The sequence below is a fragment of the Streptomyces sp. NBC_01429 genome, from assembly GCF_036231945.1.
Taxonomy (GTDB): domain Bacteria; phylum Actinomycetota; class Actinomycetes; order Streptomycetales; family Streptomycetaceae; genus Streptomyces.
The window spans coordinates 2668847-2695478 of the sequence record NZ_CP109599.1; the positions used below are offsets into that span (position 1 = coordinate 2668847).

The 26632-nt window shown below is 71.1% G+C and carries 26 protein-coding genes; 7 read left to right on the forward strand and 19 right to left on the reverse strand.

Translation table 11 applies throughout. The features are described from left to right. Positions 1-2 precede the first annotated feature (2 nt). Genes OG627_RS11220 through OG627_RS11230 form a run of 3 tightly spaced genes read left to right on the forward strand, consistent with a single transcriptional unit; the run spans position 3 to position 3699 of the window. A complete protein-coding gene (locus OG627_RS11220; RefSeq protein WP_329063974.1) occupies positions 3-527 on the forward strand; it encodes a PadR family transcriptional regulator in 525 nt (174 codons plus the stop codon). Beyond that, positions 524-1210 carry an ABC transporter ATP-binding protein gene (locus OG627_RS11225; protein WP_329063976.1) on the forward strand — a complete coding sequence of 229 codons (687 nt, stop codon included), beginning with the start codon at positions 524-526 and terminating at the stop codon, positions 1208-1210. Before OG627_RS11220 ends, OG627_RS11225 begins: the two co-directional genes overlap by 4 nt. Further along, positions 1207-3699 carry an FtsX-like permease family protein gene (locus OG627_RS11230; protein WP_329063978.1) on the forward strand — a complete coding sequence of 831 codons (2493 nt, stop codon included), beginning with the start codon at positions 1207-1209 and terminating at the stop codon, positions 3697-3699. The genes OG627_RS11225 and OG627_RS11230 overlap by 4 nt, the downstream gene beginning before the upstream one ends. Here OG627_RS11230 and OG627_RS11235 read toward each other — a convergent pair. After that, positions 3626-4702 (reverse strand): hydrogen peroxide-inducible genes activator, encoded by a 1077-nt coding sequence (locus OG627_RS11235; RefSeq protein ID WP_329063980.1) that lies wholly within the window; start codon positions 4700-4702, stop codon positions 3626-3628. The genes OG627_RS11230 and OG627_RS11235 overlap by 74 nt on opposite strands. 162 nt (positions 4703-4864) lie before the next feature. Here OG627_RS11235 and OG627_RS11240 point away from each other — a divergent pair, with 162 nt between their 5' ends. After that, positions 4865-5419 carry a peroxiredoxin gene (locus OG627_RS11240; protein WP_329063982.1) on the forward strand — a complete coding sequence of 185 codons (555 nt, stop codon included), beginning with the start codon at positions 4865-4867 and terminating at the stop codon, positions 5417-5419. A 6-nt stretch (positions 5420-5425) separates the two neighbouring features. Then, positions 5426-5971: an alkyl hydroperoxide reductase gene (locus OG627_RS11245; RefSeq protein WP_329063983.1), complete on the forward strand. Its 546-nt coding sequence runs from the start codon at positions 5426-5428 to the stop codon at positions 5969-5971. 77 nt (positions 5972-6048) lie between these two features. Here the strand turns inward: OG627_RS11245 and OG627_RS11250 are convergent, their stop codons facing one another. From OG627_RS11250 to OG627_RS11270, 5 genes are all read right to left on the reverse strand, one after another. Further along, on the reverse strand, positions 6049-6855 hold the full coding sequence (locus OG627_RS11250; RefSeq protein WP_329063984.1) for a hypothetical protein: 807 nt from the start codon (positions 6853-6855) through the stop codon (positions 6049-6051). Next, a complete protein-coding gene (locus OG627_RS11255; RefSeq protein ID WP_329063985.1) occupies positions 6852-8306 on the reverse strand; it encodes an AI-2E family transporter in 1455 nt (484 codons plus the stop codon). Before OG627_RS11255 ends, OG627_RS11250 begins: the two co-directional genes overlap by 4 nt. Positions 8307-8503: 197 nt before the next feature. Next, on the reverse strand, positions 8504-9229 hold the full coding sequence (locus OG627_RS11260) for a transglycosylase SLT domain-containing protein (RefSeq protein WP_443073453.1): 726 nt from the start codon (positions 9227-9229) through the stop codon (positions 8504-8506). Between the two features lie 389 nt (positions 9230-9618). After that, complete coding sequence (locus tag OG627_RS11265) at positions 9619-10953, reverse strand: PhoH family protein (protein ID WP_329063987.1); 1335 nt, start codon at positions 10951-10953, stop codon at positions 9619-9621. Between the two features lie 378 nt (positions 10954-11331). Further along, positions 11332-12093: an isoprenyl transferase gene (locus tag OG627_RS11270; protein ID WP_329063989.1), complete on the reverse strand. Its 762-nt coding sequence runs from the start codon at positions 12091-12093 to the stop codon at positions 11332-11334. A 148-nt stretch (positions 12094-12241) separates the two neighbouring features. Between OG627_RS11270 and mgrA the strand changes: the two genes are divergently transcribed. Next, positions 12242-13279: an L-glyceraldehyde 3-phosphate reductase gene (gene mgrA, locus OG627_RS11275; RefSeq protein ID WP_329063993.1), complete on the forward strand. Its 1038-nt coding sequence runs from the start codon at positions 12242-12244 to the stop codon at positions 13277-13279. A gap of 297 nt (positions 13280-13576) precedes the next feature. Here the strand turns inward: mgrA and OG627_RS11280 are convergent, their stop codons facing one another. Together OG627_RS11280 and OG627_RS11285 are read right to left on the reverse strand one after the other, a co-directional pair. Further along, a complete protein-coding gene (locus OG627_RS11280) occupies positions 13577-14440 on the reverse strand; it encodes a class I SAM-dependent methyltransferase (protein WP_329063995.1) in 864 nt (287 codons plus the stop codon). A 53-nt stretch (positions 14441-14493) separates the two neighbouring features. Beyond that, the gene (locus OG627_RS11285; RefSeq protein WP_329063997.1) at positions 14494-15438 is read right to left on the reverse strand and encodes an A24 family peptidase; all 945 of its coding nucleotides are present in this window, start codon (positions 15436-15438) and stop codon (positions 14494-14496) included. Between the two features lie 127 nt (positions 15439-15565). On the opposite strand from OG627_RS11285, the gene OG627_RS11290 reads away from it, so the two are divergent. Further along, the gene (locus tag OG627_RS11290; protein WP_329063999.1) at positions 15566-15958 is read left to right on the forward strand and encodes a DUF192 domain-containing protein; all 393 of its coding nucleotides are present in this window, start codon (positions 15566-15568) and stop codon (positions 15956-15958) included. Here OG627_RS11290 and OG627_RS11295 read toward each other — a convergent pair. The 11 genes from OG627_RS11295 to OG627_RS11345 form a co-directional block, all read right to left on the reverse strand. Then, positions 15951-16799 carry a hypothetical protein gene (locus OG627_RS11295; RefSeq protein WP_329064001.1) on the reverse strand — a complete coding sequence of 283 codons (849 nt, stop codon included), beginning with the start codon at positions 16797-16799 and terminating at the stop codon, positions 15951-15953. The genes OG627_RS11290 and OG627_RS11295 overlap by 8 nt on opposite strands. A 35-nt stretch (positions 16800-16834) precedes the next feature. Further along, positions 16835-17692: a hypothetical protein gene (locus tag OG627_RS11300; protein WP_329064004.1), complete on the reverse strand. Its 858-nt coding sequence runs from the start codon at positions 17690-17692 to the stop codon at positions 16835-16837. Further along, positions 17689-19491 (reverse strand): Hint domain-containing protein, encoded by a 1803-nt coding sequence (locus OG627_RS11305; protein WP_329064005.1) that lies wholly within the window; start codon positions 19489-19491, stop codon positions 17689-17691. Before OG627_RS11305 ends, OG627_RS11300 begins: the two co-directional genes overlap by 4 nt. A 227-nt stretch (positions 19492-19718) precedes the next feature. Next, complete coding sequence (locus OG627_RS11310) at positions 19719-20387, reverse strand: OmpA family protein (protein ID WP_329064007.1); 669 nt, start codon at positions 20385-20387, stop codon at positions 19719-19721. Further along, positions 20387-20989: a hypothetical protein gene (locus OG627_RS11315; RefSeq protein ID WP_329064009.1), complete on the reverse strand. Its 603-nt coding sequence runs from the start codon at positions 20987-20989 to the stop codon at positions 20387-20389. Before OG627_RS11315 ends, OG627_RS11310 begins: the two co-directional genes overlap by 1 nt. A 26-nt stretch (positions 20990-21015) precedes the next feature. Continuing rightward, the gene (locus tag OG627_RS11320) at positions 21016-21672 is read right to left on the reverse strand and encodes a pilus assembly protein TadG-related protein (RefSeq protein ID WP_329064011.1); all 657 of its coding nucleotides are present in this window, start codon (positions 21670-21672) and stop codon (positions 21016-21018) included. 2 nt (positions 21673-21674) lie between these two features. Then, a complete protein-coding gene (locus tag OG627_RS11325) occupies positions 21675-21911 on the reverse strand; it encodes a hypothetical protein (RefSeq protein WP_329064013.1) in 237 nt (78 codons plus the stop codon). A 221-nt stretch (positions 21912-22132) separates the two neighbouring features. Further along, the gene (locus OG627_RS11330; protein ID WP_443073454.1) at positions 22133-23215 is read right to left on the reverse strand and encodes a response regulator; all 1083 of its coding nucleotides are present in this window, start codon (positions 23213-23215) and stop codon (positions 22133-22135) included. Positions 23216-23283: 68 nt separating this feature from the next. Continuing rightward, positions 23284-24657: a sensor histidine kinase gene (locus OG627_RS11335; RefSeq protein ID WP_329064015.1), complete on the reverse strand. Its 1374-nt coding sequence runs from the start codon at positions 24655-24657 to the stop codon at positions 23284-23286. A gap of 88 nt (positions 24658-24745) precedes the next feature. Next, a complete protein-coding gene (locus tag OG627_RS11340) occupies positions 24746-25633 on the reverse strand; it encodes a DUF5936 domain-containing protein (RefSeq protein WP_329072576.1) in 888 nt (295 codons plus the stop codon). Between the two features lie 21 nt (positions 25634-25654). Further along, positions 25655-26596: a type II secretion system F family protein gene (locus OG627_RS11345; protein WP_329064017.1), complete on the reverse strand. Its 942-nt coding sequence runs from the start codon at positions 26594-26596 to the stop codon at positions 25655-25657. Between the last annotated feature and the right edge of the window lie 36 nt (positions 26597-26632).

Genomic DNA, 26632 nt, shown 5'->3' on the forward strand with positions numbered 1-26632 from the left:
GTATGTCAATCGGTCACACCCTCCTCGGGCTCCTGGAGTCGGGACCGCGCCACGGCTACGACCTGAAGCGCGCCTTCGACGACCAGTTCGGCCACGACCGCCCCCTCCACTACGGACAGGTCTACTCGACCATGTCCCGGCTGCTCAGGAACGGCCTCGTCGTCGTGGACGGAGTCGAGTCCGGCGGCGGCCCCGAGCGCAAGCGGTACGCCATCACCGACGCCGGGATCACCGATGTCGAACAGTGGCTCGCGCAGCCGGAGAGCCCGGACTCCTATCTCCAGTCGACGCTCTACACCAAGGTCGTCATCGCGCTGCTCACCGGCCGGGGCGCCGCCGAACTGCTGGACACCCAGCGGACCGAACACCTGCGCAGGATGCGCGAGCTGACCGCGCGCAAGCGCGGCGGCGACCTCGCCGACCAGCTGATCTGCGATCACGCGCTGTTCCACCTGGAGGCGGACCTGCGCTGGCTGGAGCTGACCGCCGCGCGGCTGGACCGGCTCGCGGCGGAGGTGACCCCGTGACGCCCGCCGGCTCCCTGCTCGTGGCGCATGAGCTGCGCAAGGCGTACGGGCCGACCCCCGCGCTCGACGGCGCGACGTTCTCCGTCCACCCCGGTGAGGTCGTCGCCGTCATGGGCCCCTCGGGCTCCGGCAAGTCGACCCTGCTGCACTGTCTGGCCGGGATCGTCGGCCCCGACTCGGGCACCGTCACCTACCGGGGCCACGAGCTGACCGGCCTGCCGGACGCTGAGCGCTCCGCCCTGCGCCGTACGGAGTTCGGCTTCGTCTTCCAGTTCGGCCGCCTCGTACCCGAGTTGACGTGTGTGGAGAACGTGGCGCTGCCGCTGCGCCTCGCCGGTGCCAAGCGCCGCGCCGCCGAGCGCACCGCGCTGGAGTGGCTGGAGCGCCTGGAGGTCGACACCGTGGCCGCCAGGCGGCCCGGTGAGGTCTCCGGCGGTCAGGGCCAGCGGGTGGCGGTCGCCCGCGCGCTCGCCACCGCCCCGCGCGTGCTCTTCGCGGACGAGCCGACCGGCGCACTCGACTCCCTCAACGGCGAGCGGGTGATGGAGCTGCTGACCGAGGCCGCGCGGTCCACCAACGCGGCGGTCGTCCTGGTCACCCACGAGGCGCGGGTCGCCGCCTACTCCGACCGCGAGGTCATCGTGCGCGACGGGAAGTGCGGCGAGCGGGAGTACGCCGTATGACGCCGCCCGACGGCCCCGGCGAGACCCCCGCGCACCCTTCCGCTCCTCCTGACACTCCCCCTTCCGCGCCCCCTGCCGTTTCCTCTCCCGCTCCCCCGGCTCCTCTGCCGCCGGTCGCGGCCGGCGGTGGCCCGCGCGCCTGGGGGCGCGACCTCCGGCTCGGAGTACGGTTCGCCGTCACGGGCGGCCGGGAGGGATGGACCCGCACCGCGCTGGTCGCCCTGGGAGTCGGACTCGGGGTGGCCCTGCTCTTCATCGCCTCGTCCGTACCGCATCTGATCGACGAGCGCGCCCGGCGCGCGGACGCGCGGTTCGCCGGCACGCACGCGCTGTTCGCCCCCGCGGACGCGCCCGGCGCGACGGTGGGGCGCTCGGACACCACCCTCGTCCTGGGCGACGCGACGACCGAGTACCGGGGCGACACGGTCAACGGCCGGCTGCTGCGCCCGGACGGGGCGCGTCCGCCGCTGCCGCCGGGGCTCTCCCGGCTGCCGGGGCCCGGGGAGATCATGGTCTCCCCCGCCCTGCGCGCGCTGCTGGACTCGCCCCGGGGCGAGCTGCTCAAGGAGCGGCTGGACCGGCGGATCGTCGGCACCATCGGCGCCGCCGGACTCGTGGACCCCGGGGAGCTGTACTACTACGCGGGCAGCGACACCCTCACCGAGGCCACGGGCGGTTGGCGGGCCGACGGCTTCGGCGCCCCCTCCCCCGACGACCCGGCGGATCCGCTGCTGGTGCCGCTGATCACCATGGTCTGCGTGGTGCTGCTGGTGCCGGTGGCCATCTTCATCGCCACCGCCGTCCGCTTCGGCGGTGAGCGCAGGGACCGCGGGCTGGCCGCGCTGCGGCTGGTCGGCGCGGACATCCGGATGACCCGGCGGATCGCCGCCGGAGAGGCCCTGTTCGGCTCCGGTCTCGGGCTGCTGACCGGGCTCGGCCTGTTCCTGGCCGCCCGGCCACTGGCCGGCGGGGTACGGCTGTGGGGCGTCAGCGCCTTCCCCGGCGATCTGGTGCCCGCACCCGCGCTGGCCGCGCTGATCGTGGTCGCCGTACCGGTGGCCGCCGTCGTGGTGACCCTGGTCGCGCTGCGCTCGGTGACCATCGAACCGCTCGGGGTGGTACGGGAGTCCCTCGCCCCGCGCCGCCGACTGTGGTGGCGGCTGCTGATGCCCGCGGCGGGGGTCGGGCTGCTCCAGCTGATCGGCTCGGTCGGCGACGTGGGGCACGGCGCCGATCCGTACCCCCTCGCACTCGGCGCGACCCTGATGCTGGTCGGACTGGCCACGCTGCTGCCCTGGCTGGTCGAGGCGGTGGTACGCGGGCTGAGCCGCGGGCCGGTGCCCTGGCAGCTCGCCACGCGCCGGCTCCAGCTGGACAGCGGCTCGGCGGCGCGGGCGGTCAGCGGGATCACCGTGGCCGTCGCCGGGGCCATCGCGCTCCAGATGGTGTTCGGCGGAATGCACGCGGAGTTCGTCGAGGTCACCGGCCGGAATCCGACGCGGGCGGACATCTCCGTCCGCGCGGACTACAGCAGCGCCGGACTCACCCGGCGGATGGCCGAGGACTTCCGCTCCACCGAGGGGGTCACCCGGGTCATCGCCACGGCCGAGGACTACGTCATCCGGCCCGGCGCCGTGAGCGAGGGCGTCCAGCCCACCACCAGTGTGACCGTCGGCGACTGCGCCACCCTGCGGGAACTCGCCCGGCTGCCGTCCTGCGCGGACGGGGACACCTTCGTCTCGCACCTCCCGCACGACAAGGAGCAGAACGACTGGACCGACCGGACGGCCCGGCCGGGCAAGCCCGTCGACCTCAACACCTCCTCGGTGAACGACGGTTCGAAGCCGGTGCTGTGGACGCTGCCCGCGTCGACCCCGACGGTGGAGGCCAGGAAGGACTCGCTCGGCCGCGAGGCCCACGGCATCCTCGCCACCCCCGGCGCCCTCGATCCGGGCCGGCTCGCAGTGGGCAGCACCGGCGCCGCGCTGCGGCTCGATCCCGGGGTCCCGGACGCCGAGGAGCATCTGCGCAACGCCGCGGCCCGGATCGATCCCACACTGCGGGTGACCACGTTCAGGTCCGTGGAACGCGACAAGCGGTACGCCAGCCTCCAGACCGGACTGCTGGCCGGGGGCACCGCCACGATGGCGCTGATCGCCGCGAGCCTGCTCATCTCCCAGATCGAGCAACTGCGCGAGCGCAGAAGGGCGCTGTCGGTGCTGGTCGCCCTCGGCACGCCCCGCTCGACGCTCGCCTGGTCGGTGCTGTGGCAGACCGCCGTACCGGTGGTGCTCGGTACGGCGCTGGCGATCGCCGGCGGGCTGACGCTCGGGGCCCTCATCCTGGACATGCTCGGCAAGCCGCTCGCCGACGGATGGGTCTTCCTCCCCTTCGCCGGCACGGGCATGGCGGTGGTCACGCTGGTGACGCTGGTCTCCATGCCACCGCTGTGGCGGATGATGCGGCCCGACGGCCTGCGCTCGGAGTGACGCCGGACGGCTGGGGCGCCACCCGTACCGGCAGCTCCCGCAGCGCCTCGCGCAGCGCGGCGGCGAACTCCTCGAACTCCGCGGCCCGCGCCGCGCCCGTCCGCATCGCCAGCGCGATCCGGCGGGCGGGCGCGGGGTCGGCGAAGTACCCGGTCGCGAGCCGGTCGCTGCGGCCGGTCTCGACCCGTACCGCCGTACGCGGCAGCAGCGTGACGCCGAGTCCGCCCGCGACCAGCTGGACGAGGGTGGACAGCCCCGCCGCGGTGGTGGTCACGGGCACCCCGTCCGCGCGGCCCGCCTCCCGGCAGATGTCGAGGGCCTGGTCGCGCAGGCAGTGCCCCTCGTCGAGCAGCAGCAGCGGCAGCTCGCGCAGCGCCTCGCGCGGCAGGTCACGGCGTCCGCCGAACTCGTGTCCGTCGGGGGTGATCAGGACGAAGTCCTCCTCGAACAGCGGCAGTTCGGTGACGGCCGGCTGACCGAGCGGCACGGCGAGCAGCAGCAGGTCCAGCCGCCCTGCGAGCAGCCCCTCCAGCAGCGACGACGTCTGCTCCTCGTGGACCTGGAGGTCGAGCACCGGATAGCGCTCCTGCACCAGCCGCAGCACCGAGGGCAGCAGGTACGGCGCCACGGTCGGGATCACGCCGAACCTGAGCACCCCGGTGAAGGGCGCCCGTACGGCCTCGGCCTCGTCCAGCAGCGCCCCCACCGCGTACAGCACCGCCTTGGCGCGGACCGCGAGGCGTTCACCGGCCGGGGAGAGCAGCACCCGGCGCGTCGTACGCTCCACGAGCTGCACGCCGAGCACCTCCTCCAGCGCGGAGAGCGCCCCGGACAGCGCGGGCTGGCTCATGCCGATCGCGGCGGCCGCGTCCCGGAAGTGCAGATGCTCGGCCACGGCGGCGAAGGCGCGCAGCTGGGAGAGGCTGGGCTGCTTGGCGCGCGCCACGGACTGCCCCGGGTGCGGCGCCGGGGGGCGGCCGGGGTGCTGCTGCCTTACGACCATCGTCTTACCACCACTGCGTCACCCTCACTGATAGGTACCTCCGATCACGGCGACCGAGTCTAGCTATTTCTATGATCAATGCTGTCTGTGCCACCATCAGTAACCTGCCCAACCCCCCGGAAGACCCCAAAAGGGATTTCCCTCCCCTCGCAAGGAGCGCGCGTGCTCACTGTTGGTGACAAGTTCCCCTCGTTCGATCTGACCGCCTGTGTCTCGCTGGAGAGCGGCAAGGAGTTCTCGCAGATCGACCACAAGACCTACGAGGGCAAGTGGAAGGTCATCTTCGCTTGGCCCAAGGACTTCACTTTCGTGTGCCCGACGGAGATCGCGGCCTTCGGCCGGCTCAACGACGACTTCGCCGACCGTGACGCCCAGATCCTCGGCTTCTCCGGTGACTCCGAGTTCGTGCACCACGCCTGGCGCAAGGACCACCCCGACCTGACCGACCTGCCGTTCCCGATGCTCGCCGACTCGAAGCACGAGCTGATGCGCGACCTCGGCATCGAGGGCGAGGACGGCTTCGCGCAGCGCGCCGTCTTCATCGTCGACCCCAACAACGAGATCCAGTTCACGATGGTGACCGCCGGTTCCGTGGGCCGTAACCCCAAGGAGGTCCTGCGGGTGCTGGACGCTCTCCAGACGGACGAGCTGTGCCCGTGCAACTGGACCAAGGGCGAGACGACCCTCGACCCCGTCAAGCTCCTGTCGGGCGAGTGATCTCCGATGTCACTCGATGAGCTGAAGTCCGCGCTGCCGGACTACGCCAAGGACCTGAAGCTGAACCTCGGTTCGGTCATCGGCAACAGCGAGCTGCCCAAGCAGCAGCTCTGGGGCACGGTGCTGGCCTGCGCGATCGCCTCCCGCTCGCCGCGGGTGCTGCGCGAGCTGGAGCCGCAGGCCAGGGAGAACCTGACCCCCGAGGCGTACACGGCCGCCAAGTCGGCCGCCGCGATCATGGCCATGAACAACGTCTTCTACCGGACCCGGCACCTGCTGTCGGACCCCGAGTACGGGACGCTGCGGGCCGGTCTGCGGATGAACGTCATCGGCAAGCCGGGTGTGGAGAAGGTCGACTTCGAGCTGTGGTCGCTCGCCGTCTCCGCCGCCAACGGCTGCGGCCAGTGCCTCGACTCGCACGAGCAGGTGCTGCGCGGGGCCGGAGTGGACCGCGAGACGATCCAGGAAGCCTTCAAGATCGCCGCGGTGGTCACGGCGGTCGGCACGACGCTGGACGCCGAGGCGGTCCTGGCCGAGGCCGTCTCCGTCTGACCTGCCGATCCGGCACGCACAGGCCCCGCGCACCCGGCGGATACGAACCGGGCGCGCGGGGCCTGTGCGTGTCGCGGTCATTTCTTGAGCGCGGCCATCAGGTCCTTCATGTCGGCGACCAGATCGGGTTCGGCGTCGGACAGGTCGAGAGGTCCCGAGTCGCGCCCCTCACCGGTCCGCGGATCCACGACCGATCCCCTGACGCCCATGACGTCGATGGTGAACTCGGCCCTGCCGTCGAGGACCTTGAGCTGCGCCGCGTCGCCCGACGGGAAGGCCACCAGGTAGGCACGGTCGCCCAGCCCCGGCAGCGCCTTGGCGTCACCCCGCGTGTACCCGAAGGGCATGAGCGGGGTCACGGTCGCGTCGAACTCGGGCTCCGGATCGGTCTTCTTGTGCAGGGTGTAGCCGACGTTGACGACGGTGTACGCGGTCGGCTCGGCGTCCTGCCGGACGGGGCGCCGTCCTCCCGGCATCAGCGTGAGCCGGCAGACCGCCCGGTCGACGGCCGGCGTCTCGTCCACCCCGGCCGTACTGTCCGTCTTCCTGCCGAGCCGGTCGGTGAGGGCGGGCAGTTCGGCTTCGAGGCAGAGGTTGCGGCTGACCGCGTAGCCGCGCAGATCGGGGCCGATCCTGTCGTACGCGTACAGCCCGCCCGCCCAGACCGCGGAGGCGGCGACCGCGCCGCCGAGCGCCCAGAGCCAGGGCCGGGGGCGCGCCGGGGCGGAGGGCGGGGCGCCGGCGGCGATCGTCTCGCCGCGCTCCGGCCCCTCACCGTCGTACGCGGGCGGCGCGCCGCTCTCCGTACGGGGGCCGGGTACGGCGGGCCGCTCGGCCCGGCCGTCGTCCGGCCCGCCGCCCTCCAGCTCCGGCTCCGAGATCACGCCGTGCCGTCCCCGGCCTCCGCCGTGGCGGGACGTACGGACGGCGCGGGCGGCGCGGCGGGACCCGGCGCGGGCGCCGGTCCGGGATCGGGCTCGGGGGCCGGCGAGGCGCCGGAGACGTCGGGAGCGGCGACCGTGGCGGGGGTCACCGGGCCGGGCGGCGGCGTCGGCGCCGTGGCGTGCGCTGTCGCGCCGTGCGGCGGGGGCGAGTCCCGCAGGCTCTGTTCCTGGCTGTACGCGCGCAGATAGCCGACGACGGTGTTGGTGACCGCCACCAGCGGCACCGCCACCACCGCCCCGGCGATGCCAGCCACCAGGCTCCCGGCCGCGACGGAGAGGATCACGGCCAGCGGATGCACCCGTACGGCACGGCCCAGGATGAAGGGCTGGAGCACATGACCCTCGATCTGCTGGACGCCGAGCACGACCAGCAGCACCATCAGCGCGGTGAACACGTCCTGGGTGACCAGCGCCACGACGACGGCCAGCGCCCCGGAGAACAGCGCGCCGACCAGCGGGACGAACGCGCCGAGGAAGATGAAGACGGCGAGCGGCACGGCCAGCGGGACATCGAGGAAGTAGAGCCCAAGACCGATGAACACCGCGTCGATCAGGGCCACCAGCACGGTCCCGCGCACATAGGCGGTGAGCGTGTGCCAGGCGCGCGGCCCGGCCCCGGCGACGCCCTCGCGGGCCTGGGCGGGCACGAACTTGAGCGACCAGTTCCAGATCTTGCTGCCGTCGTACAGCAGGAAGAGCGTCGAGAACATCGCCAGGAACATGCCGGTCAGCACCTCGAGCAGCACCGTCAGGCCCTGGAGCCCGGCGGAGGTGATCTTCTCGGTGTTGGAGCCGACGGCATCGCTCAGCGTCTTCGCGATGTCGTTGATCTGCGCCTCGGTGACATGGAACGGGCTGTTGAGCAGCCATGCCTTCAGCTCGTTGATGCCCTGGGTGACCCGGTTGGAGACATCGTCGATGTTCTCCATGACCTGCCACACCACGAACCAGCCGACCAGCCCCATGATGACGAAGCCGGCGATCGCGGTGAGGGCGGTGGCGAGCCCGCGCGGCACCCCGTAGCGCTTGAGCCAGGCGACGGTCGGCTGGAGCAGCGCCGTGATGAGCAGCCCGAGGACGAAGGCCAGCACGACCAGTTGTACGGCGCCGATGACGCGCATCAGCACCCAGAGCGTGCCCGCGAGGACGAGCAGCCGCCAGGCCGCCTCACCCGCGACCCGCATCCCCCACGGAATGGCGGCGGACGGATCGGGTTCGGGCGCCGCGGCGGGCGCGTGGGCGGGGGGCGGGGGGACGCTGTCCCGCGTGGCGACCCTGAGAGGGCCGTCCTCGGCTTCGGCTTCGGCTTCGGCGCGGCGCTGGTCCAGGCGCTCTCCCATGCGGGTGAGCTCCGCACCCACTTGACCGAGCCACGATGGCACTCTTGACATGAATCTTCCTCTTCCCCCCGGCAGTCTCCCCACTCGCACTCCCCCCGGAGTGGTTCGCCTCGAACGGTACACGGGCGGTCCGCGAGAGGCCCCGGCCCCGGACACGGATACGGCCGCGGGCCGTGTCTCCGGGTGGGAGACACGGCCCGCGGCCGAAGCTGGAGGTCGTACGTCCTGGTGGTGCGGACAGGTACGGCCTAGTAGTAGTGGTTGGCCTGCCAGAACGACCAGGCACCGCACGGGCTCTGGTAACGGTCGTTCATGTAGCCCAGACCCCACTTGATCTGGGTGGCCGGGTTGGTCTGCCAGTCGGCGCCCGCCGAGGACATCTTCGACGCGGGCAGCGCCTGGACGAGACCGTACGCGCCGGAAGACGGGTTCTGCGCCTTGTAGTTCCAGGTCGACTCGTGGTTCACGATGTTGCTGAAGCACTGGAACTGGTCGGCCGGCACGAGCTGCCGGGCCATGGCCTGGACCTCGGCCACCGTGTACGAAGCCTGCTGGGGGAAGGAACCGGCGGTCGCGGTGGACCGCACCTCGCTGCGGCTCGCGCGCTCCTCGGCGTCCTTCTTCTTCTGCTCCGCCTCCTCGGCCTTCCGCTTGACCTCGTCCTCGGCGGCCTGCTTCTTCGCCGTGGCGTCCTTCGCGGCCTGGATACGAGCCGATTCCTCGGCCGACTTCCTCGCGGAGGAGTCGGCGGCGGCGGCCTGCGCGTCGGCCTGCTGCGTCAGCGACGCGGTCTGCACCTGGGCCTGCTGGCCCGCGGGGATGTCTGCGAGAAGCGTCATGTCGGCTGCGGTCGCCTCGAAATTGTCGTTCGAGGTCGTCTGGGGGTCGCCCGAGGCAACACCCACGACAGCGCCGACGGTGGTGACCGCAGTGGCAGATGCCACGGCAAATCCCCGGACCGAGATCCGGCTCACACGGTGTCCTTCCAGCATCGCCCGCCTACGTGACCTCACGGGCGCGATCGTGCCCCTGGCACTGGCCTCCGCACTACTGGGTCACGGGGAGACACGGGCCCGGTGGGCAATCCCCTTACGGGAAGTGCCACGTGGTGCGCGGGCGGCATACGGCGGCAGCTGTTGAGTTGTGTGGTGCCGCACCTCTGGAGGTGCGCGTGTGCCGCATGCGGGGCCTGACGGAAGCAAGACTCTGCCGGAAGGTTGCGGCGCGAGGCAATTCTTCGTTGCGTGGGAAAGCTCACACCTCGTTTGCCGCAACGGTTCGCCGGAAATACCCGCGCAGCACGGCGCCGTCCGGCTAAGCTACTGCGCTCGCGCCGGACGGCGCCATCTGGGGTGATACGCGGTCAGATCTGGCCGTCCTCCAGCATTTCGGTCACGAGCGCGGCGATCTGCGAACGCTCGGAGCGGGTCAGCGTGACATGCGCGAACAACGGATGGCCCTTGAGCTTCTCGACGACGGCGACGATCCCGTCGTACCGGCCCACCCGCAAGTTGTCCCGCTGCGCCACGTCATGGGTGAGCACCACGCGGGAGTTGGCCCCGATCCTGGAGAGAACGGTCAGCAGAACGTTCCGCTCCAGGGACTGGGCCTCGTCCACGATCACGAACGCGTCGTGCAGCGAACGGCCGCGGATATGGGTGAGCGGCAGCACTTCGAGCATGCCGCGCCCCAGCACCTCCTCGATCACCTCCCGGCCCGCGACCGCGGAGAGCGTGTCGAAGACCGCCTGCGCCCAGGGGCTCATCTTCTCGGCCTCGGTGCCGGGCAGGTAGCCCAGCTCCTGTCCGCCGACCGCGTACAGCGGCCGGAAGACCATCACCTTCTGGTGCTGCCTGCGCTCCAGGACGGCTTCCAGGCCCGCGCAGAGCGCCAGCGCCGACTTGCCCGTACCGGCCCGGCCCCCCATGGAGACGATGCCGATGTCCGGGTCGAGGAGGAGATCGAGGGCGATGCGCTGCTCGGCGCTGCGCCCGTGGATCCCGAACGCCTCACGGTCGCCCCTGACGATCCGTACATTGCCCTCCGGGGTGACCCGGCCGAGCGCCTTGCCGCGCTCGGACTGGAGCACCAGACCGGTGTGCACGGGCAGATCGGCCGCCTCGGGCACATAGAGCGACTCCTCGGTGAAGAGGAGGTCCACCTGATCGGCGGCGAGCGTCAGCTCGCTCATGCCCGTCCAGCCGGAGGAGCTGGAGGCATCGGTGATGGCGAGTTCGGCGCGGTACTCCTCGGCGAGAAGTCCGACCGACGACGCCTTGATGCGCAGCGGCAGGTCCTTGGAGACGACGGTGACGTCGTACCCCTCGGCCTGGAGATTGCGCGCGACGGCGAGGATCCGTGAGTCGTTGTCCCCCAATCGGAAGCCGGCGGGCAGGATGCCGGGATCAGAGTGGTTGAGCTCGACGCGCAGCGTGCCTCCCAGGTCGCCCAGGGGGATGGGGGCGTCGAGACGGCCGAACCGGATACGGAAGTCGTCGAGCAGGCGCAGGGCCTGCCGGGCGAAGTAGCCGAGCTCCGGATGGTGCCTCTTGGCCTCCAGCTCCGTGATCACCACGATCGGGAGCACCACTTCGTGCTCCTCGAAGCGGGACATGGCTTTGGGATCGGCCAGCAGGACGCTGGTGTCGAGAACGTAGGTGCGCCTGTCGGGCATGCGGCGCTTTGTGCTGGTCACCACGGAAGGACGTACCCCCTCGGATGAGGTCGGGGTGCGACGGCGTCGCGGGCGGATGGCCGGGCTGCGGCCCCATGCGCGGGCCGTGGCTCCGGCCCTCCACGTCGCCCGCGCGATGTGACGCACGGTCGTCCTGGTGCAAAGGGCCTCCCGGGCGGACGGCCCCATGCCGTCCGCTGAGATGCGATGTCCTCCGACTGTTCTTTTCGGACATCGACCTGGAGGAGGTATTCCCTCGAACACGCGCCGCCATGCCAGGGCGTACGGCGGACGGTGGGTGAACCGAGGGTGAAGGGTCCGCGCCGCGGGGCCGTCCCGGCCGGCGCGCCGCCCGGCCCGGGGAGGGCGGAGCGGGGCCGGTCCGAGGGGAGAAGGCCGAGGTCAGGTTCCGTAGCGGCGGTGGCGCGCGGCGTAGTCGCGCAGGGCGCGCAGGAAGTCGACCTTGCGGAAAGCCGGCCAGAAGACTTCGCAGAAGTAGTACTCCGAATGGGCGCTCTGCCAGAGCATGAATCCGGAGAGCCGCTGCTCCCCGCTGGTCCTGATGACCAGATCCGGGTCGGGCTGGCCCCGGGTGTAGAGATGGGAGGAGATCAGGTCGACGTCGACGATGCCGGCGAGGTCCTCGAAGGAGGTCCCCTTGCTCGCGTGCTCCATCAGCAGGGAGCTGACGGCGTCGGCGATCTCCTGGCGGCCGCCGTACCCCACGGCGACATTGACGAGTATTCCCTTGTTGCCGGCGGTGGCCTCCTCGGCCTCCTTCAGCACGGTCTGGGTATGGGCGGGCAGCAGATCGAGCGTGCCGACGTGGTGCACGCGCCAGCGGCCGTCGGCCGCCAGATCGGTGACCGCGTTCTCGATGATGGAGACGAGCGGCATGAGCTGCTTCTCGGGGCGGCTGAGATTGTCCGTGGAGAGCATCCAGAGCGTGACGACCTCGACATTGGTCTCGGAGCACCAGCCCAGCAGCTCCTGGATCTTGCTGGCGCCGGCCTTGTGTCCCTGCTCGGCCGTGCCGCCCGATGCCCGCGCCCAGCGACGGTTGCCGTCGAGGATGACGCCGATGTGCTTGGGCGCCTGGGCGAGATCGAGGCGCCGTTCCACCCGGCGTGCGTAGAGCCCATACACCAGGTCGCGCAAGTTCACTGAGTCCACCTCTCGATTCCATGGGGACCGGCGCGTCCGCTGGCGGGATCCTGGGGCCGGCCCAGGGACCCCGAAGCCGTCACATTACTGCGCGCCCGCCACTGCCACCCAACCCGGTCTGTCACAAGTCCGTGATAAGGAGGGAAGCATGAGCAATTCCCCCTCCTACCTCGCGGCCGATGAACGGTACGACTCCATGGAGTACCGCCGTACCGGTCGCAGTGGCCTGAAACTGCCCGCGATCTCGCTGGGCCTCTGGCACAACTTCGGCGACGACCGGACCCTCGATTCCCAGCGCGCGATCCTGCGCCGCGCCTTCGATCTCGGGGTGACGCACTTCGATCTGGCGAACAACTACGGACCGCCGCCCGGATCGGCCGAGCTGAATTTCGGCAAGATCTTCGCCCAGGACTTCTCGGCCTACCGTGATGAACTCATCATTTCGACCAAGGCTGGTTATTTGATGCATTCGGGCCCTTATGGCGAATGGGGCTCCCGCAAGTATCTGCTGTCGTCCCTGGACGCGTCCCTGAAGCGGATGGGGCTCGACCACGTCGACATCTTCTACTCCCACCGCTTCGATCCCCACACTCCGCTGGAGGAGACGATGGGGGCGCTGGCCTCCGCCGTGCGGAGCGGCAAAGCGCTGTACGCGGGGGTGTCCTCGTACAACGCGGAGCAGACGGCCGAGGCGGCGAGGCTGCTGCGGCAGATGGGGGTTCCCGCGCTCATCCACCAGCCGTCGTACTCGATGATCAACCGCTGGACCGAGGACGACGGGCTGCTGGACACCCTGGAGACGGCCGGTATGGGCTGCATCTCCTTCGCGCCGCTCGCGCAGGGTCTGCTGACGGACAAGTACCTGTCGGGCATCCCCGAGGGATCCCGGGCCGCGCAGGGCAAGTCCCTCGACCCGGGTCTGCTCTCGGACGAGGTGGTACGGCGGCTGCGCGGGCTGAACGACATCGCGGGGCGGCGCGGGCAGTCGCTGGCGCAGCTGGCGCTGACGTGGGTGCTGCGCGATCCCCGGATGACCTCGGCGCTGATCGGCGCGTCCAGCGTGAGGCAGCTGGAGGCGAACGTCGCGGCGCTGGCCGGACCGGGCCTCTCGGCGGAGGAACTGACGGAGATCGACACGTTCGCGGTGGACACGAAGGGCACGAACATCTGGGCCGACCGGGGCTGACGGCCACGAGGTCCGGTGGGGGGCGTGGACCCCGGGACAGAAAACGGGCCGGTCCGTGGGGGGGATACGGACCGGCCCGAGGGGGGGCTTCCACCATAACCCTTTGTGAGCGTTGTGGGGAGTCTCGACGCGCCAGGACGGTGTTCCCCGGCCCCGCGCACACTTCCGCGTATCGGATAAGCCCAGTAAGAACGGGCTTTTCACGGTTCCGGACGACGATGTGGCGAGTAGTCGCCATTCTGCGTCGTCACGCTCAGGAATGATGGCGATCCGGTTCGGGAGGGATGCGGATCGGGGTCAGGAGTGACGCGGCCCGGGCTCGGGAGTGGCGCGCTCCGGCTTGACCGCCTCGATCAGGAAGCGTGTGGTGGTCGCCACGAAAGGCCCGTCGGCCTCGATCCGGCGGTGCAGCTCGGCCAGCCGGTCGCGGTACCGCTCGACCGTGAAGCCGGGCACCATCCAGACGACCTTGCGCAGGAAATAGACGACGGCCCCGATGTCACGGAACTCGGTGCGCAGCGCGGCCGTCCGCAGATCGACGACCCGGAGCCCGGCGCGCTCGGCGGCTCGCGCGGCCCGTTCGGGGTCGCGGGCGGAGCGCTCCTCCGCGGACCGCGGCCCGAGGAAGAACTCGACCAGTTCGAAGACGCTGGCCGGCCCGACCTCCTGGGAGAAGTAGGTGCCGCCCGGGCGCAGCACCCGGGCGATCTCCTCCCACCACGCCCTCACCGGATGGCGGCTGACCACCAGGTCGAAGGCGCCGTCCCCGAACGGCAGCGGCGGCTCGTCCGGGGCCGCGACGACCGCGACACCCCTCGGATGGAGCAGCGCGGTGGCGCGGGCGACGTTGGGCGGCCAGCCCTCGGTGGCCACGGTGAGCGGGGGCCGCTCCGGTACGGAGGCGAGCGTCTCGCCGCCGCCGGTCTGGAGGTCCAGGGCGGCGGTGGCGCGGGCCATCCGCTCCCCCATCGCGCGGGCGTACCCCCACGCGGGCCGCTCCTCGGTGGCCCGTCCGTCCAGCCAGGAGAAGTTCCAGCCGTCGACCGGCACCGCCTCGGCCTCGGCGATCAGCTCGTCGAAGGTACGGGGACGGGGACGGGGACGAGTACGGGTCCGGGGTCGGGGACGACTGGGGCGCGCGGGCCCGGCGCTGGAATCCATGCGGCGATGGTGGCAGGGGGTACGCGGGGGCCGCGAGAGGTTTTCGGGCGGCGTCAGACGGCGGCGAGCGCGCCCAGGAGCACGGCGAGCAGCGCGCCGACGATCATGAAGGGCCCGAACGGGATGGCGGACTTGCGGTTCGCCCGGCGCAGCAGGATCAGCCCGAATCCGTACACCGCGCCGAGCAGGAACCCGGCGAAGGCCCCGGCGAACAGGACCAGCCAGCCGTACCAGCCGAGCACGACCCCGAGCGAGAGCGCGAGCTTCACATCGCCGAAGCCCATGCCGTTCGGGTTGATCAGGAACAGGACGGCGTAGGTGAAGCCGAGCACGAGCCCGCCGAGCAGCGCCGTCGGCCAGGACCCCGCGCCGCCGGGGATCAGGGCGGCCACGCCGAGCAGTACGGCGGCAGCGGCGGCGAGCGGCAGCGTCAGCTGGTCGGGGAGGCGGTGCACCCGGCTGTCGACCAGCGCGAGGAGCACGGCGAACGGTGTGACCAGCAGCCATACGGCGAGTTCGGGACGGGGCCCGGTGGCGGCGGCGAGGGCCGCGCAGACGAGGGCGGTGAGCAGCGGTACGGCGACGAATCCGCCGAAGCGCGCTGCGGCGGACCCGGGGGTGCCGGCCGTCGCGTCGGGGCCGTCTGGGCTGGCGTCAGACGTGTCGTCAGGCGCGTCATCGGGGGCTTCGGACGGATCGGCGTCCGGGGTGTCCGAGGCGGGGCCGACGGCGGGCTCGGTGCCGGGGCCGCTGTCGTGGGCCACGTCGGCCGCGGGGCCGGGTGCCGTACGGACGGGGACGGGTACGGCGGCGGCGCAGGCCGCGCACCCCGGGAGCCCCAGCCATCCCCGGGCGGGCCCGGTGAACCGGTGGCCCGCCGGGCAGCCGTCCCGCCAGGGGTCCGCCGGCTCGACGGAGAGCCGGTACGCGGCGCGCGGCAGCAGGAGTCCGGTGGCGGTCCCCCAGAGGGCGGCGACGACGATCAGCGTGGCGTACACAGCACCGACCCTAGAGCCGCCCGCCGGGCCCGGTCGTGGGTCCAGGGGCCCAACTCCCCGCAATCCAGGACCCAGAAGCTCCCCGCGGTGGACGCGGGGAGGACGCCGGGCGCTACCGTCTACGGCCATGGGCACATGGCGCAACGGCAGCGGACGGCTGACAGTCGAGGAACCGGACGGATCCGGCGCGGAAGCGGCGGCCGCGGAAACGGTGGCCGTGGAGATCGCCGCCTCGTACGGGACGCGGCGGCGCGGGCTGCTCGGGCGGGACGGCATCGAGGGCGCACTGCTGATCACACCGTGCAACAGCGTGCACACCTTCCGGATGCGCTTCGCGATCGATGTGGCCTATCTCGACAAGGAGTTGCGGGTCGTCGACGTCCACACCCTCAAGCCGGGCCGGCTTCCGCTGCCGAGGTGGAAGGCCCGCCATGTGCTGGAGGCCGAGGCGGGCGCGATGGAGCGCTGGGGGCTGCGCCCCGGCGCCCGGATCACGGTGGACGTCCAGAACGCTACCTGAGCTTGGCGGCCTGCGCGGTGAGCAGCGCCGCGGGCATCCCGGGGGTCGCGGTGCCCTCGAAGTCGGCGGTGTAGAAGGTGGCGACCGTGCCGCCCACCCGCAGGACCTGGAACACCAGCGGTACGGGCGTGCCCTCGAAGTCCCCCGTCACCTGGTAGGCGAGCGTGTCGTCGCCCGCGTCGGCCGCCGTCAGCCGCTTCACCCCCTGATAGGTCGAGGGGCCGTCGCCGCCGCTCGCCGTGAAGCCGTCCGCGCAGTTCTCGACGGCGGCGCGCAGCCGGTTGACGAGGGAGGTCGCGTCCTGGGTGCCGTGGGCGGTGAGGAACTCGGAGACGGCGGGGGTGCCGTCCCGCGCGCCGACGATCTGCCGGTACGCGACGGCCTTCGCGCGCGGCTCCGGTCTGCCGTTGATCACGGCGGTGAGGGGCTCGCACCGGCTCGTGTCCGCGCTCTCGCCCCCGGGCGGCGGACCGTCCATCGGCCCGACCCGGAAGCCCGTGACGTCGCCGTCGGCGAGGACGGCCCGGTCCAGCTCGCCCTGGCCGAGGACCCTTCCGTCGCTCGCGCCGATGCCCGTGAGGCCGGGCGCGGGCCGCCCGTCGGAGCCGGAGGCGGCCGCCGGGGACGACGCGCCCGGGGACGACGGGCTCCCGGCGGACGGTGGCGGGGAGGACGCGCGGGCGGTCGGGGACGCCGACGCTCCCGCCCCGTCTCCGTCGCCCTCCCCTGTTCCTCCGCAGGCGCCCGCGAGCCCCAGCGCGAGCGCGGCGGCCACGGCGGCCAGCGCGACGCGGCGCGCCAGTCCCGGCGCCGCCGGGCCGTGCATCCTGGTCCGGTTCATGTCCAACGGTCTCCCCTCCCTCTCGTGTCGGTCGGTCAGCCGGTGGCCGGCCACGGCAGCCGTACGGGCGCGCGCAGCCAGCGCGGCCCCTCGCCGCGTACGCCTGCGGCGCGCAGCGCGGCCCCGGCGTCCTCCACCGTGTACGTACGGAACAGCTCGTCCAGCTCAGCGACGGCGCTGAGCAGCGCCTCGCGCTCGGGCGGCGCGCAGTGCGCCAGTTGCCCGTCGAACAGGTCGCGCGCGGCCAGGTCCTGCGCGTACAGCTCGGGCGTGTAGCGCCCCTCCGGTGGCCAGCCGGCCGCCATCCGCCGGCCCAGCCGCTCCCAGATGTGCAGCGACACGGCGGCCGGGCTGCCCGAGCCGATGGCCGCGGCGACGGGGGTGGGCACGGGCTCCGACCGGAGGATCTCGGCGAGCGGGCCCACCTCGGCGCGCGGGAAGGCCGCGACCGGCGCCTCCACGGCGTCGACGGTGTACACCGGCGGGTCCTCGTCCGAGGCGACCAGCCTGGCCCGTACCGCCGAGGCGGCGAGCGGGTCCGGCGCGCCGGGGTCGGCCAGCCAGTAGGTCTCCGGGTCGATCCGGTCGTCGGGAAAGAGCACCGCCGCGCCCGTCGTACGGGCGAACTCGGCGGCCAGCGCGGGCTCGCTCGCGGGCGCGCCGGGCGCGAGGGCCTCCGGACGCAGCTGGAGGTCCAGGCTCAGCGCCACGTCACCGCGCACCGGGTGGTAGGTGCACAGCACGGCCGCTTCCCAGTCGCGGTCGGTCTGGTCGCTGTCGGTGTGGCGGACATCGACGTGCCCGGGAGCCAGCCGTACGGCGTCCGCGAGACCGGCGGCCAGTTCGGCCGGCTCCAGCGACTGGCTGATCAGGAAATTGCAGAGCAGGATCACGAGTAGGTTCCCTCAATGATGCGCCGGGCCTTTTCGACGGCCTGGGGGTTTTCCTTGAACTTCGGGTTCATTTCCAGCTGTTTGAGCGATTTGGCGTCTCCCTTGGCCATCAGCTGGAGTGCCGAGTATTCGACCCGGTCCAGTTTGACGAGTCCGGGGCCTTCCTTCGGGAAGACCGTGCCGTTCGACTTCACCTCGTAGCCGCGCCCGTTGATGCGATAGGTGTTTCCGTCCGGGTCCAGGGACGCCTTCCCCTGGGAGATTCCCTTGATGTCGTCGTCGATCCTCTTCTGCATTCCGTCGAGGATGACGGTGTTGGACTCCTTGACCTCACTGCCCGCGGAACCCTTGATGGTGTGCCGGCGGTGCGGCCGCTTCAGCGTCTTGCCCGCGGCGGGACCGGCCACCCCGTCGGCGACGGGCCACTCGCAGGTGTTGTTGTGCACGAGCGCGGCGGCTGTGCCCACTCCTACGTAGTAGGTGTGGAGGCCCTGGACGGTCAGGTCGTGGGTCGTGCGCTGCCGCACATAGTGGCGGGTGCTGAGGACCTTCAGCGACGCACCCCGCTCGGCCAGCAGGAGCGCGCCCGGCCTGATGTCCCCGGCGGCGCGCCAGCGTCGCAGGTCGGTGAGGTAGAAGGGGTGCGTGTCGGTGGCGGTGACGACCGCGGTGCCGGTGTCCGTGCGCACCGTCAGCCGAGTGAACTCCTTGTCGGCGTGGGTGGTGAACGTACGGGTCACCCGCCGGGCCAGGGTGCGTCCGGTGACCGGGTCGGTGGCCCTGACGACGTCGTCGACCCGTACCTTCTCGATCGCCAGGCGCGTCCCGTCGGCGAGGAGCACGGGGGTGCCGGGCAGGAAGCTGTGGGCTACGGGACAGGTGGGGGGCTTGTCATTCGGCTTGCCGTCCGGTCTGTCGTCGGCTTTTCCGTCGGCCTTTCCGTCGGACTTCCCGTCGCTTCTCCCGTCGGGCTTCTTCGGGTTCTCCGCGTCGAGTCGCTTGCGGGCGTCGGCGAGTCGGTCCTCGGCCTTTCCGACGCGCTTGCGGTTCTTGATCAGGCCCTTGATGCCGTCGTACAGATCGCCGCCGTGCTTCTTCAGCGCCCGTACGAGGGATACGGCCTTCTTCCACTTCCAGGGCGCACCGTACTTGGCGGCGAGTTTGCCGGCGGCGCCACCGACGAGATTGAGCAGGACATTGATGAGCGTCTCGGTGCAGGCACCCATGTCGCCCTTGGTGACGCAGTCCAAGGCGTCGGTGATCCCCAGCTCGTCGGCGAGGATCTTGGCCAGCTCCTTCGCGGCCTCCGCGGCCTTGTCGGAGTCGGATTTCTCGTCGGCCTGGGCGTCCTGAAGCTCTTTCAGGGCGGATTCGTAGTCGATCCGGGCCTGGCTCCCGGGCGCGGCGGCCTGCTGCCCGTCGCTCGCGTTCTCGTTCGCGTTCTCGTTCGCGTTCTCGCTCGCGTTCTCGTTCGCGCCGGGGCCCCCGCCGGTGTCTTCGCCGGTGCCGCCACTTACGCCTTCGCTTGCGCCCGGCGTATCGGATAACGGGTCTTCGGGTCCCCCGGCCCGGTCCTCGCCCTCGTACGCACCGCCGCCGCAGTCGGCGCCGCCGGTGATACGGCAGACCTGCGTTCTGATCCCGTCGGCGAGAGTCGGCCCCACCCCGGTCATCACCAGAGCGCCGACGATCGCCGCGACGACGGCCACCAGGCCGACGTACTCGACGGCCCCTTGCCCCCGCTGCGCCGTGCGCAGCCCCAGCAGACGGACATCCGTGCGCGGCACGAGCCCGCGCACACAACGGCCAATACGACGCACTACCCCCAGTGGCGACATATCACGAGGCTAGGGGCCCGGACGGGCCCGGTCGTGGGTCCGGGGGCCCAAGAGCGGGCTCAAATCCGGCCGGGCACGGGTGAAGGGGGCCCGGTTCACGGCAGAACTGGCCGTGAACCGGGCCCCCTTCACCCGCATACCGGTCGTGCCGACCGCTGGATCCGGGTCGGCTCCGGGGCAGTTCAGGGTCAGCTCCGCGAGCCGCCGCTCTCGCCGCGCGGGAAGGAGACCTCCACGCGACGGTTCTTCTTGCGGCCCTCTTCGGTGCTGTTGTCCGCGATCGGGTAGTCCTCGCTGTAGCCGCGGACCTCGTAGGTGATGCCGGCGCTGTTGAGCTGCTGGTTGAGCACCTTCTGCACCGCGTCCGCGCGCTGCTTGGAGAGCACCTTGCCGTGCGCGTAGGAGCCCAGGTTGTCGGTGAAGCCGAAGACCCGGACCTTCGTCGCGCCCTGCTTCTTGATCTCGTTGGCGATGGCGGCGATACGGCTGTCGGCCCGGCTGCTGAGTTCCGCGCTGTCCTTGCCGAAGAGGACCTCGGCCTGGAGCGCGAACTTCACGTTCTCGTTGGTGTCCTCACGGCGCTCCTCACCGCCCTCGGACTCGATGACCGAGATGATGTCGAACACCTTCGCCGGGGCGAGGGTGGCACCGTCGCGGAGCTTGAGACCGGGGGCGTTGCCGTCGACCTGGGGCGGCGGTGAGGTGGAGCCGGTGCCGGGCGGTGTGCTGGGCGACTCGTCGGCGCGGGCGCCGGGGGCCAGGGTGAACTGCACGCCCGCGAGGAGCACGGCCGCGGCGAGAGCCGTCGCCGCCGGGCGCCTGGCCGCCCGGTGGTCGCGGGGCGTCGTGGCAGCCATCAGGAGATCTCAATCGTGGCGGTGGGCATCAGCGGTAGCTGGAGGTCCACCTGGGACGTGGATGACGGAGGAGCCGGGAACTGAGCGAAGAAGGACTCGTTTCCCTTCCCGTCCACCCGACTGATTCCGGTGGTGGTCAGCGGATACCCATCGGTGTCGCGCAGGACGTAATAACGCTTCTTCTCCGCTTTGTCGACCAGAGTCATGCCGGCGAGCGACCGTCCGGTCTGCCTCACCTGTGTCTCCGACCCATTCCACTGGATGGGCACAGACTGGCCGCTGCTTGACGTGTTCTTGATGGTCCCCGTCACCGTGAGGAAACCACCGTCGTCGCGGGCCGCAGTGTGAATGACGAGCTGGAGGCCGTTGCTTCCATTGATCGTCGCCAGGGTCTTGCTGGTGTCGGGGACCGTGGGGCCGTCGTCCTTCCCCTGGTCCTCGCCCTTGGACTTCTCGGCGGCGGGCGCCGACGACGACGGGTCGGCACCCGACTTCCCGTCGTCATCGGTGCCACCGCATGCCGTCAGGGAGACGGTCAGCGCGACCGCGGCCAGGGCGACGGCGGTCCTCCTCCGTGCCTGCGCTCCGTGCCACACGCTCATTGTCATTCCTTTGCGTTCGCTCGCTGTCAGTCCCTGGCCAACCGGACCAGGAACAGATCGGCCATGTCGGGGAGGAGGTCGAGATGATCAGGATCGATCTCCCAGTCCTTGCCACCGCATGTGAGCAGGCCCGGTGACGCCGGTTTAACGTCTTCCGGGTCTTCCCCATCCGCGGGAGGCTCCTCTTCCTCTTCCTTTTCGGCAGGTTTGAAGGTGCACCGGGGCTCGACAATCGCCGTGGCATGCGCCTTGGCGTGCTTTTTCTCGGTGCCCGGCAGGATGTTGGCGCCCATCGGCTTCTGAGTGACGACGTTCACTGTGAAGCCCCACCGGTTGCCGGTGAAGGAGCAGCCACGACGACCAGCGGTGTTGTCCAGATCGGCCTTGTTCTCGTCCGCGAACCGGGCTGCGGCTGAGCAGCCGTCGGCGGTGCCGATCCGGTCACCGTTGAAGATGTCTTCCAGGAACCCCGGGTTCAGCAAACCGCCCAGGAAATCCTCGCTGAACAGATCGCGGGACTCCTGGGCTGCCGCCAGGGCCGCGGCATCGGCCGCGGACTGGGCACCATTGCGTGTCGCACCGGCCTGACCGACCGCGAAGAACGCGAGCGCGAGAAAGAGCAGGCCCGCCACCATCGTGATGTAGATGGGAGCGGCCTGCCCTGACTCGCGGGATGAGTTCATGCTCAGCCGGCGTCGAGGATCTCGCTGACCTTGTCCGTCAGGCCGTTCGCGATGTCGTCCGCGACGCCCGTGCCGACGATCGCCACGATGATCAGCGCAACCAGGACGATCACACCGACGTACTCGACGGCGCCCTGGCCCTTGTCCCGACGGCTCTTCATCGCCGTGATGGCCGTGTTCGCCCAGGTGCCGACGTAGACCTTGGTGGCGGTCGTGGCCTTCAGCGTGATGTTCGACATGGTGTTCTCCTCCGGTGTCGGCCGGCCGCATTCCGGCCGACTCGTACGAGTCTGTGGTGTCACTCGCGATTCCGGCTTCCTCCTGGCCGGTCTCGCTGGCGACATGAGAAACGTACGCCGGGGAGGGGGTCGTCGCCATGGGCCTGTGGGCCCAACTGCGGGCCCAAGCGGGGGATTGGGCCCTGTCGGGGGCCTCGGCGCCGGCGGGGGCGGATATGTGCTCAGCCATGGTCGGCCGCCCTCCCCCGCGCGTTCCCGTTCCAGAGCGCGATGGCCTCGCCGCGACTGGCGGCGTTCAGCTTGGCGAAGATGCGGTTGATGTGGTTCTTGACCGTCTTCTGGCTGATGAAGCAGGTGGCGGCGATCTGCTGATTGGTCATGCCGGACGCGATCAGGTCCATGATCTCCACCTCCCGCTGGCTCAGGTCCGCGTACGGATTCGCGCGGGACGCGGCGAGCCCGGGGGGCGCGGTCTGCTGCCGCCCCTGCAATGAATGTGCCATATTCGCTTGCGAAAGCGAAGCATCTTGAGCAAATCGTTGCCCGTTCAACCCTTGGTCAACTTGCCTGGCCTGCGAGTTCGTTGCCGGCATCGGCGGAAAATAGGGTGGATGGCCGGGAGGTGCCGCGTGTGCGGATGCAGATGCGTGATCCGGGACGACGGGGGTGTAGCCGGGCCCGGTGAAGGCCGTACCCAGCCCTTCCGGCAGGGGATCCTGCCCGTCCCCCTGGCTCCCGCCCCGCACCGTCGCCAGCAGGGCGCTGGAGGCGGAGTAGGTGAAGTGGGCCCGGCCCTGCTTGATGTCCCTGACCGCGTACACCAGTTGGTCGGCGGTGAACTCGCCGTGGACGAGGTAGCCGCCCGCGCCCAGTCTCAGCGCCTCGTGGACGATCCGGCTCTCCCGGCTGTACGTCATCATCAGCACCGGCGCCAGCCGTACCAGGTGCGGCAGCGCGGATATGCCGTCGACGCCCGGCATGCGTACGTCCAGCAGGATGACGTCCGGGCGGGTCTGCAGGGCCAGTTCGTAGGCCTGCCGGCCGTCCGACGCCTCCGCGACGACCTCGATGTCGTCACGGCCGGAGAGCAGCACGGTGAGCCCGGCGCGTACCACCGGGTTGTCGTCGGCGACCACCACACGCATCGGCGGCTGGGCGGGCATCGCGTGCGGGAGGTCGGGGAACCCTCCCGGGGCCGCGGGGGGCACGGGGACGGCGGGGGGCATGGAGGGTACGGGGCTCGCGGGTGCCACAGAGTGCGCCGAAGGTACGAGCGGTGAGGTTCTGGGGATGTCGTCCGGCATGGCTGCGGCCTCCTCTCGGGGTGAGTGGGAACGGGGTCCGGATCAGATCCGGTTCAGGTCCGGTTCGGTCAGTTCAGCAGCGGCGCGGAGGGCCGCGCCGGTGGTGGCGGGGAGGCCGGCGGCGGGTCGCCCGGCCGGTCGGGACGGTGCGGTGCGCGCAGCACCACGGCCGGCAGCTCCAGCCGTACCTCGGTGCCCTTCTCGGCCCTGCCCCGGCCTATCCGGATGCGGGCCCCGATGGAGGCCGCCCGCTCGACCATGCCGACGAGGCCGAAGTGTCCGGCGCGCCGGAGGTCGTTGAGGGTCGTACCGGGCGGGAGGCCGGGACCGTCGTCGTACACGCTGATACGCAGCACATCGCCCACGATTCCGGCCGCGACGTTCACGTACGTGGGGTGGGCGTGGCGCTGCGCGTTCTCCATCGCCTCGGTGGCGATCGTCAGCGCGTGCCGCGCCACCGCGTGCGGTACGGGCGGCACCGGGGCTTCGCCGAACTGCCGAAAGGACACCGGCACGCTGTGACGGCGGCCGAAGTCCTCCGTACGGGAGGCGAGTTCGGCCAGTACGTCGATGCCGCCGTCCAGCCCGGACTCGCGGCGCAGGTCGGAGAGCAGCTCACGGGACTCGGCGGCGGCGCGGCGCGCCGAGCGCGCCACCAGCTCCGCCTGGTGCTTGACGGTCCGCGGGTCCAGCCGGTCGGCGGAACCGGCGAGCCCGTCGGCCGCCATCGCGAGACCGTGCAGGGTCTTGGCCACGGAATCGTGCATCTCGCGAGCGAGACGCGCGCGTTCCTCCTCGACGGCGCCGCTGACCGCGAGCCGGGCCCTCGCCTCGGTGAGGGCCTGGCTGGCGGCGCCGAAGCCGAGCATGAGGTTGCGCAGCGTACTGCCTATGGCGCCCGCGATGACGCAGAGTCCGGGCAGGAGCAGTGCGGTGAATCCGGCCTCGGCGTCGGGGTTGACGCCGTACGCGCCGGCGATGATCAACGACTGGAGTACGGCGAAGAAGGCCGCCCCGCGCCAGCCGTACACGAGCCCGGCGAGCAGCGGGGTGCAGATGGTGACGTAGGCGAGCGTCGAGTCCGGGGACGCCGTCACCAGCAGCAGCGCGCCGAAGAACATGTCGGCGGCGAGCAGGGCGGGATGGCGCAGCAGGATGGGGCCGAACCGCTCCCAGTCGCGCAGCAGTACGTAGGAGACCATGAAGGTGACGAGGACGGACGAGCCGACCAGCCAGGTACCCAGATGCGACGAGGTGCGCGCGAACGCGAAGGGCGCGGCGAGCGCGATCATCGCCAGGCGGAACCCGAAAGTCTGCCGGCACAGCGCCTGAAGGGCGTTGACCTGGATGGGCAGCGAGGGCACGCGGTCGCGTGCGGCCGATGCCGAGCCGGTGACACCGCCGGAGTTTCCGCCGGTGAGCGTGAGGGTCTTGGGGGCCATGGGGGGTCACCTCCCGTAGGTCGGCTGTCTGCGGATGGGGGGAGCGGGGCGGGTTCCCCGGGTTCGGGGTCCCTCCGAGAGGGACGCCTCATCCGGAGAGGATGTCTCCGAAGTCGACGCCGGATCCGTAGTAGAAACTGAGCACGATGAGAATCATGGTGGCGGGCAGCATCACCATGGTCACGACAAGTGTGCTCTTGGGTACCGCCTGCGCGGCGCTTCGACGGGCGTTCTGAGCGTCGGCCCTGCGCATGTCGTTGGCGATCTGGATCAGCGTGTCGACGATGGGCGCGCCCAGCTCCTCACCCTGCTGGAGGGCGGTCACGAACATCGACACCTGCTCGGAGGAGTTGCGCTTGCGCAGCTGGTCGAACGCTTCGCGGCGGCTGACGCCCATGTCCATCTGGCGCAGGGTCACGCTCAGCTCGTCCGACCAGGGACCGGAGTACTTGTTGGCCACGCGCTCCAGCGCCTGCCGGAAGCCCAGGCCCGCCGAGACGACGACGGCGAGCACGTCGAGGAAGTCCGGCAGAGTGCGTTCGATGTCCGCCTTGCGCCGGCGGATCGCCGCCCGGATGATCACGTCGGGCCAGACCAGACCGTAGGCGAGCGCGACCAGCGCGATGACCGTCTGTCCCCGCGCCATCATGGCCAGGGCGGCCCCCGCGCCCAGGGCGCCGTACACGGCGCGGCGGGCGGCGAACCGGTCCACCGTCATACCGCCCGGATTTCCCGCCATGTCCAGCCGGCGACGCAGCGCGTCCACCCGCTTGGGGCCCATCATCCTGAGCACGCTGGGGGCCCAGCGGATACCGAGCCGGTCGATCCCCGACCCCACCGCGGTGGTACGGGTCGAGCCGACCTCCAGGGCGATGGCCAGGTCTCCCGGCAACCGGGCGTCAGCGCGGTAGATACGCAGTCCGTGGAAGATGCCGAACACGGCGATTCCCACGCCGACGGCGAGCAGAAGTCCCATCATGTGACCGTTCCTCCTCTCTCAGACCTGAACCCGTGACAGACGCCGGATCAGCAGATAGCCGGCGGCGTACAGGGCGAACGCGACGATCGTTCCGACCTGTCCGACGAACGAGCCCGTCATCTTCTGCAGCGCGTCCGGTGTGGTGGCGTTGATCATGAGCATGAATCCGAGCCCCAGCAGGGGCACCGCCAGCGCGGTGACCTTGACCTGCGACAGCATCGTCGTCACCTCACGGCGGGTCTCCTTGCGCTCCTCCAGCGTCTCCGTGAGGTTGCGCAGCGAGCTGACCACCTGGCCGCCGGCCCGGCTGGAGAGCACCAGCGTGGTGACGAGGACGACCAGTTCGCGGGAGGGCAGCCGGTCGGCGAGTTCGCCGAGGGCGTCGTCCAGGGAGTGGCCGATGGCGAGCTGGTCGGCGACCTGTTGCAGCTCCTCGCCCGCCGGGTTCTCCAGCTCCTCGGCGGCCATCGCCAGCGCCGTCCGCATCGCGAGCCCGGCGTGGGTGGCGTTGGCGAGCACCCGGGTCAGCTCCGGGAGCTGGTTGATGAATGCCTCCGTACGCTTCACCCGTTGCCAGTTCAGGAAGGCGTTGCCGCCCCAGACACCGATCAGCGCGGCCAGGACGCCGAAGAAGGGCGCGAAGATCGCTCCGACGACGAAGTAGAGCCCGAGCAGCCCGAGCACCACGTACACCGCGTACTCACCGACCGTCAGGTCGAGTCCCGTCGCCGCGATCTTGTGCTCGATGCGCTTGCCGAGCTTGGTCTTGCGCAGCCGCCGGTCGAGGGCGGCGAAGCGACGGCGCCGGCCGTTCAGCATCGCCGTCTGTCCCGTCTGGGACATGCGGTCGACGAGCAGTTGCTGCTGCGATTTGCCCGACGAGTACACATGCCCGCCGATGACCGCGAACACACAGGTCAGCAGTGTGACGCCGATCGTCAGGAGTGGGAGGTTATCCATGTCGTGCTGGACCTTCTCGATGGACGGGGACGGGGG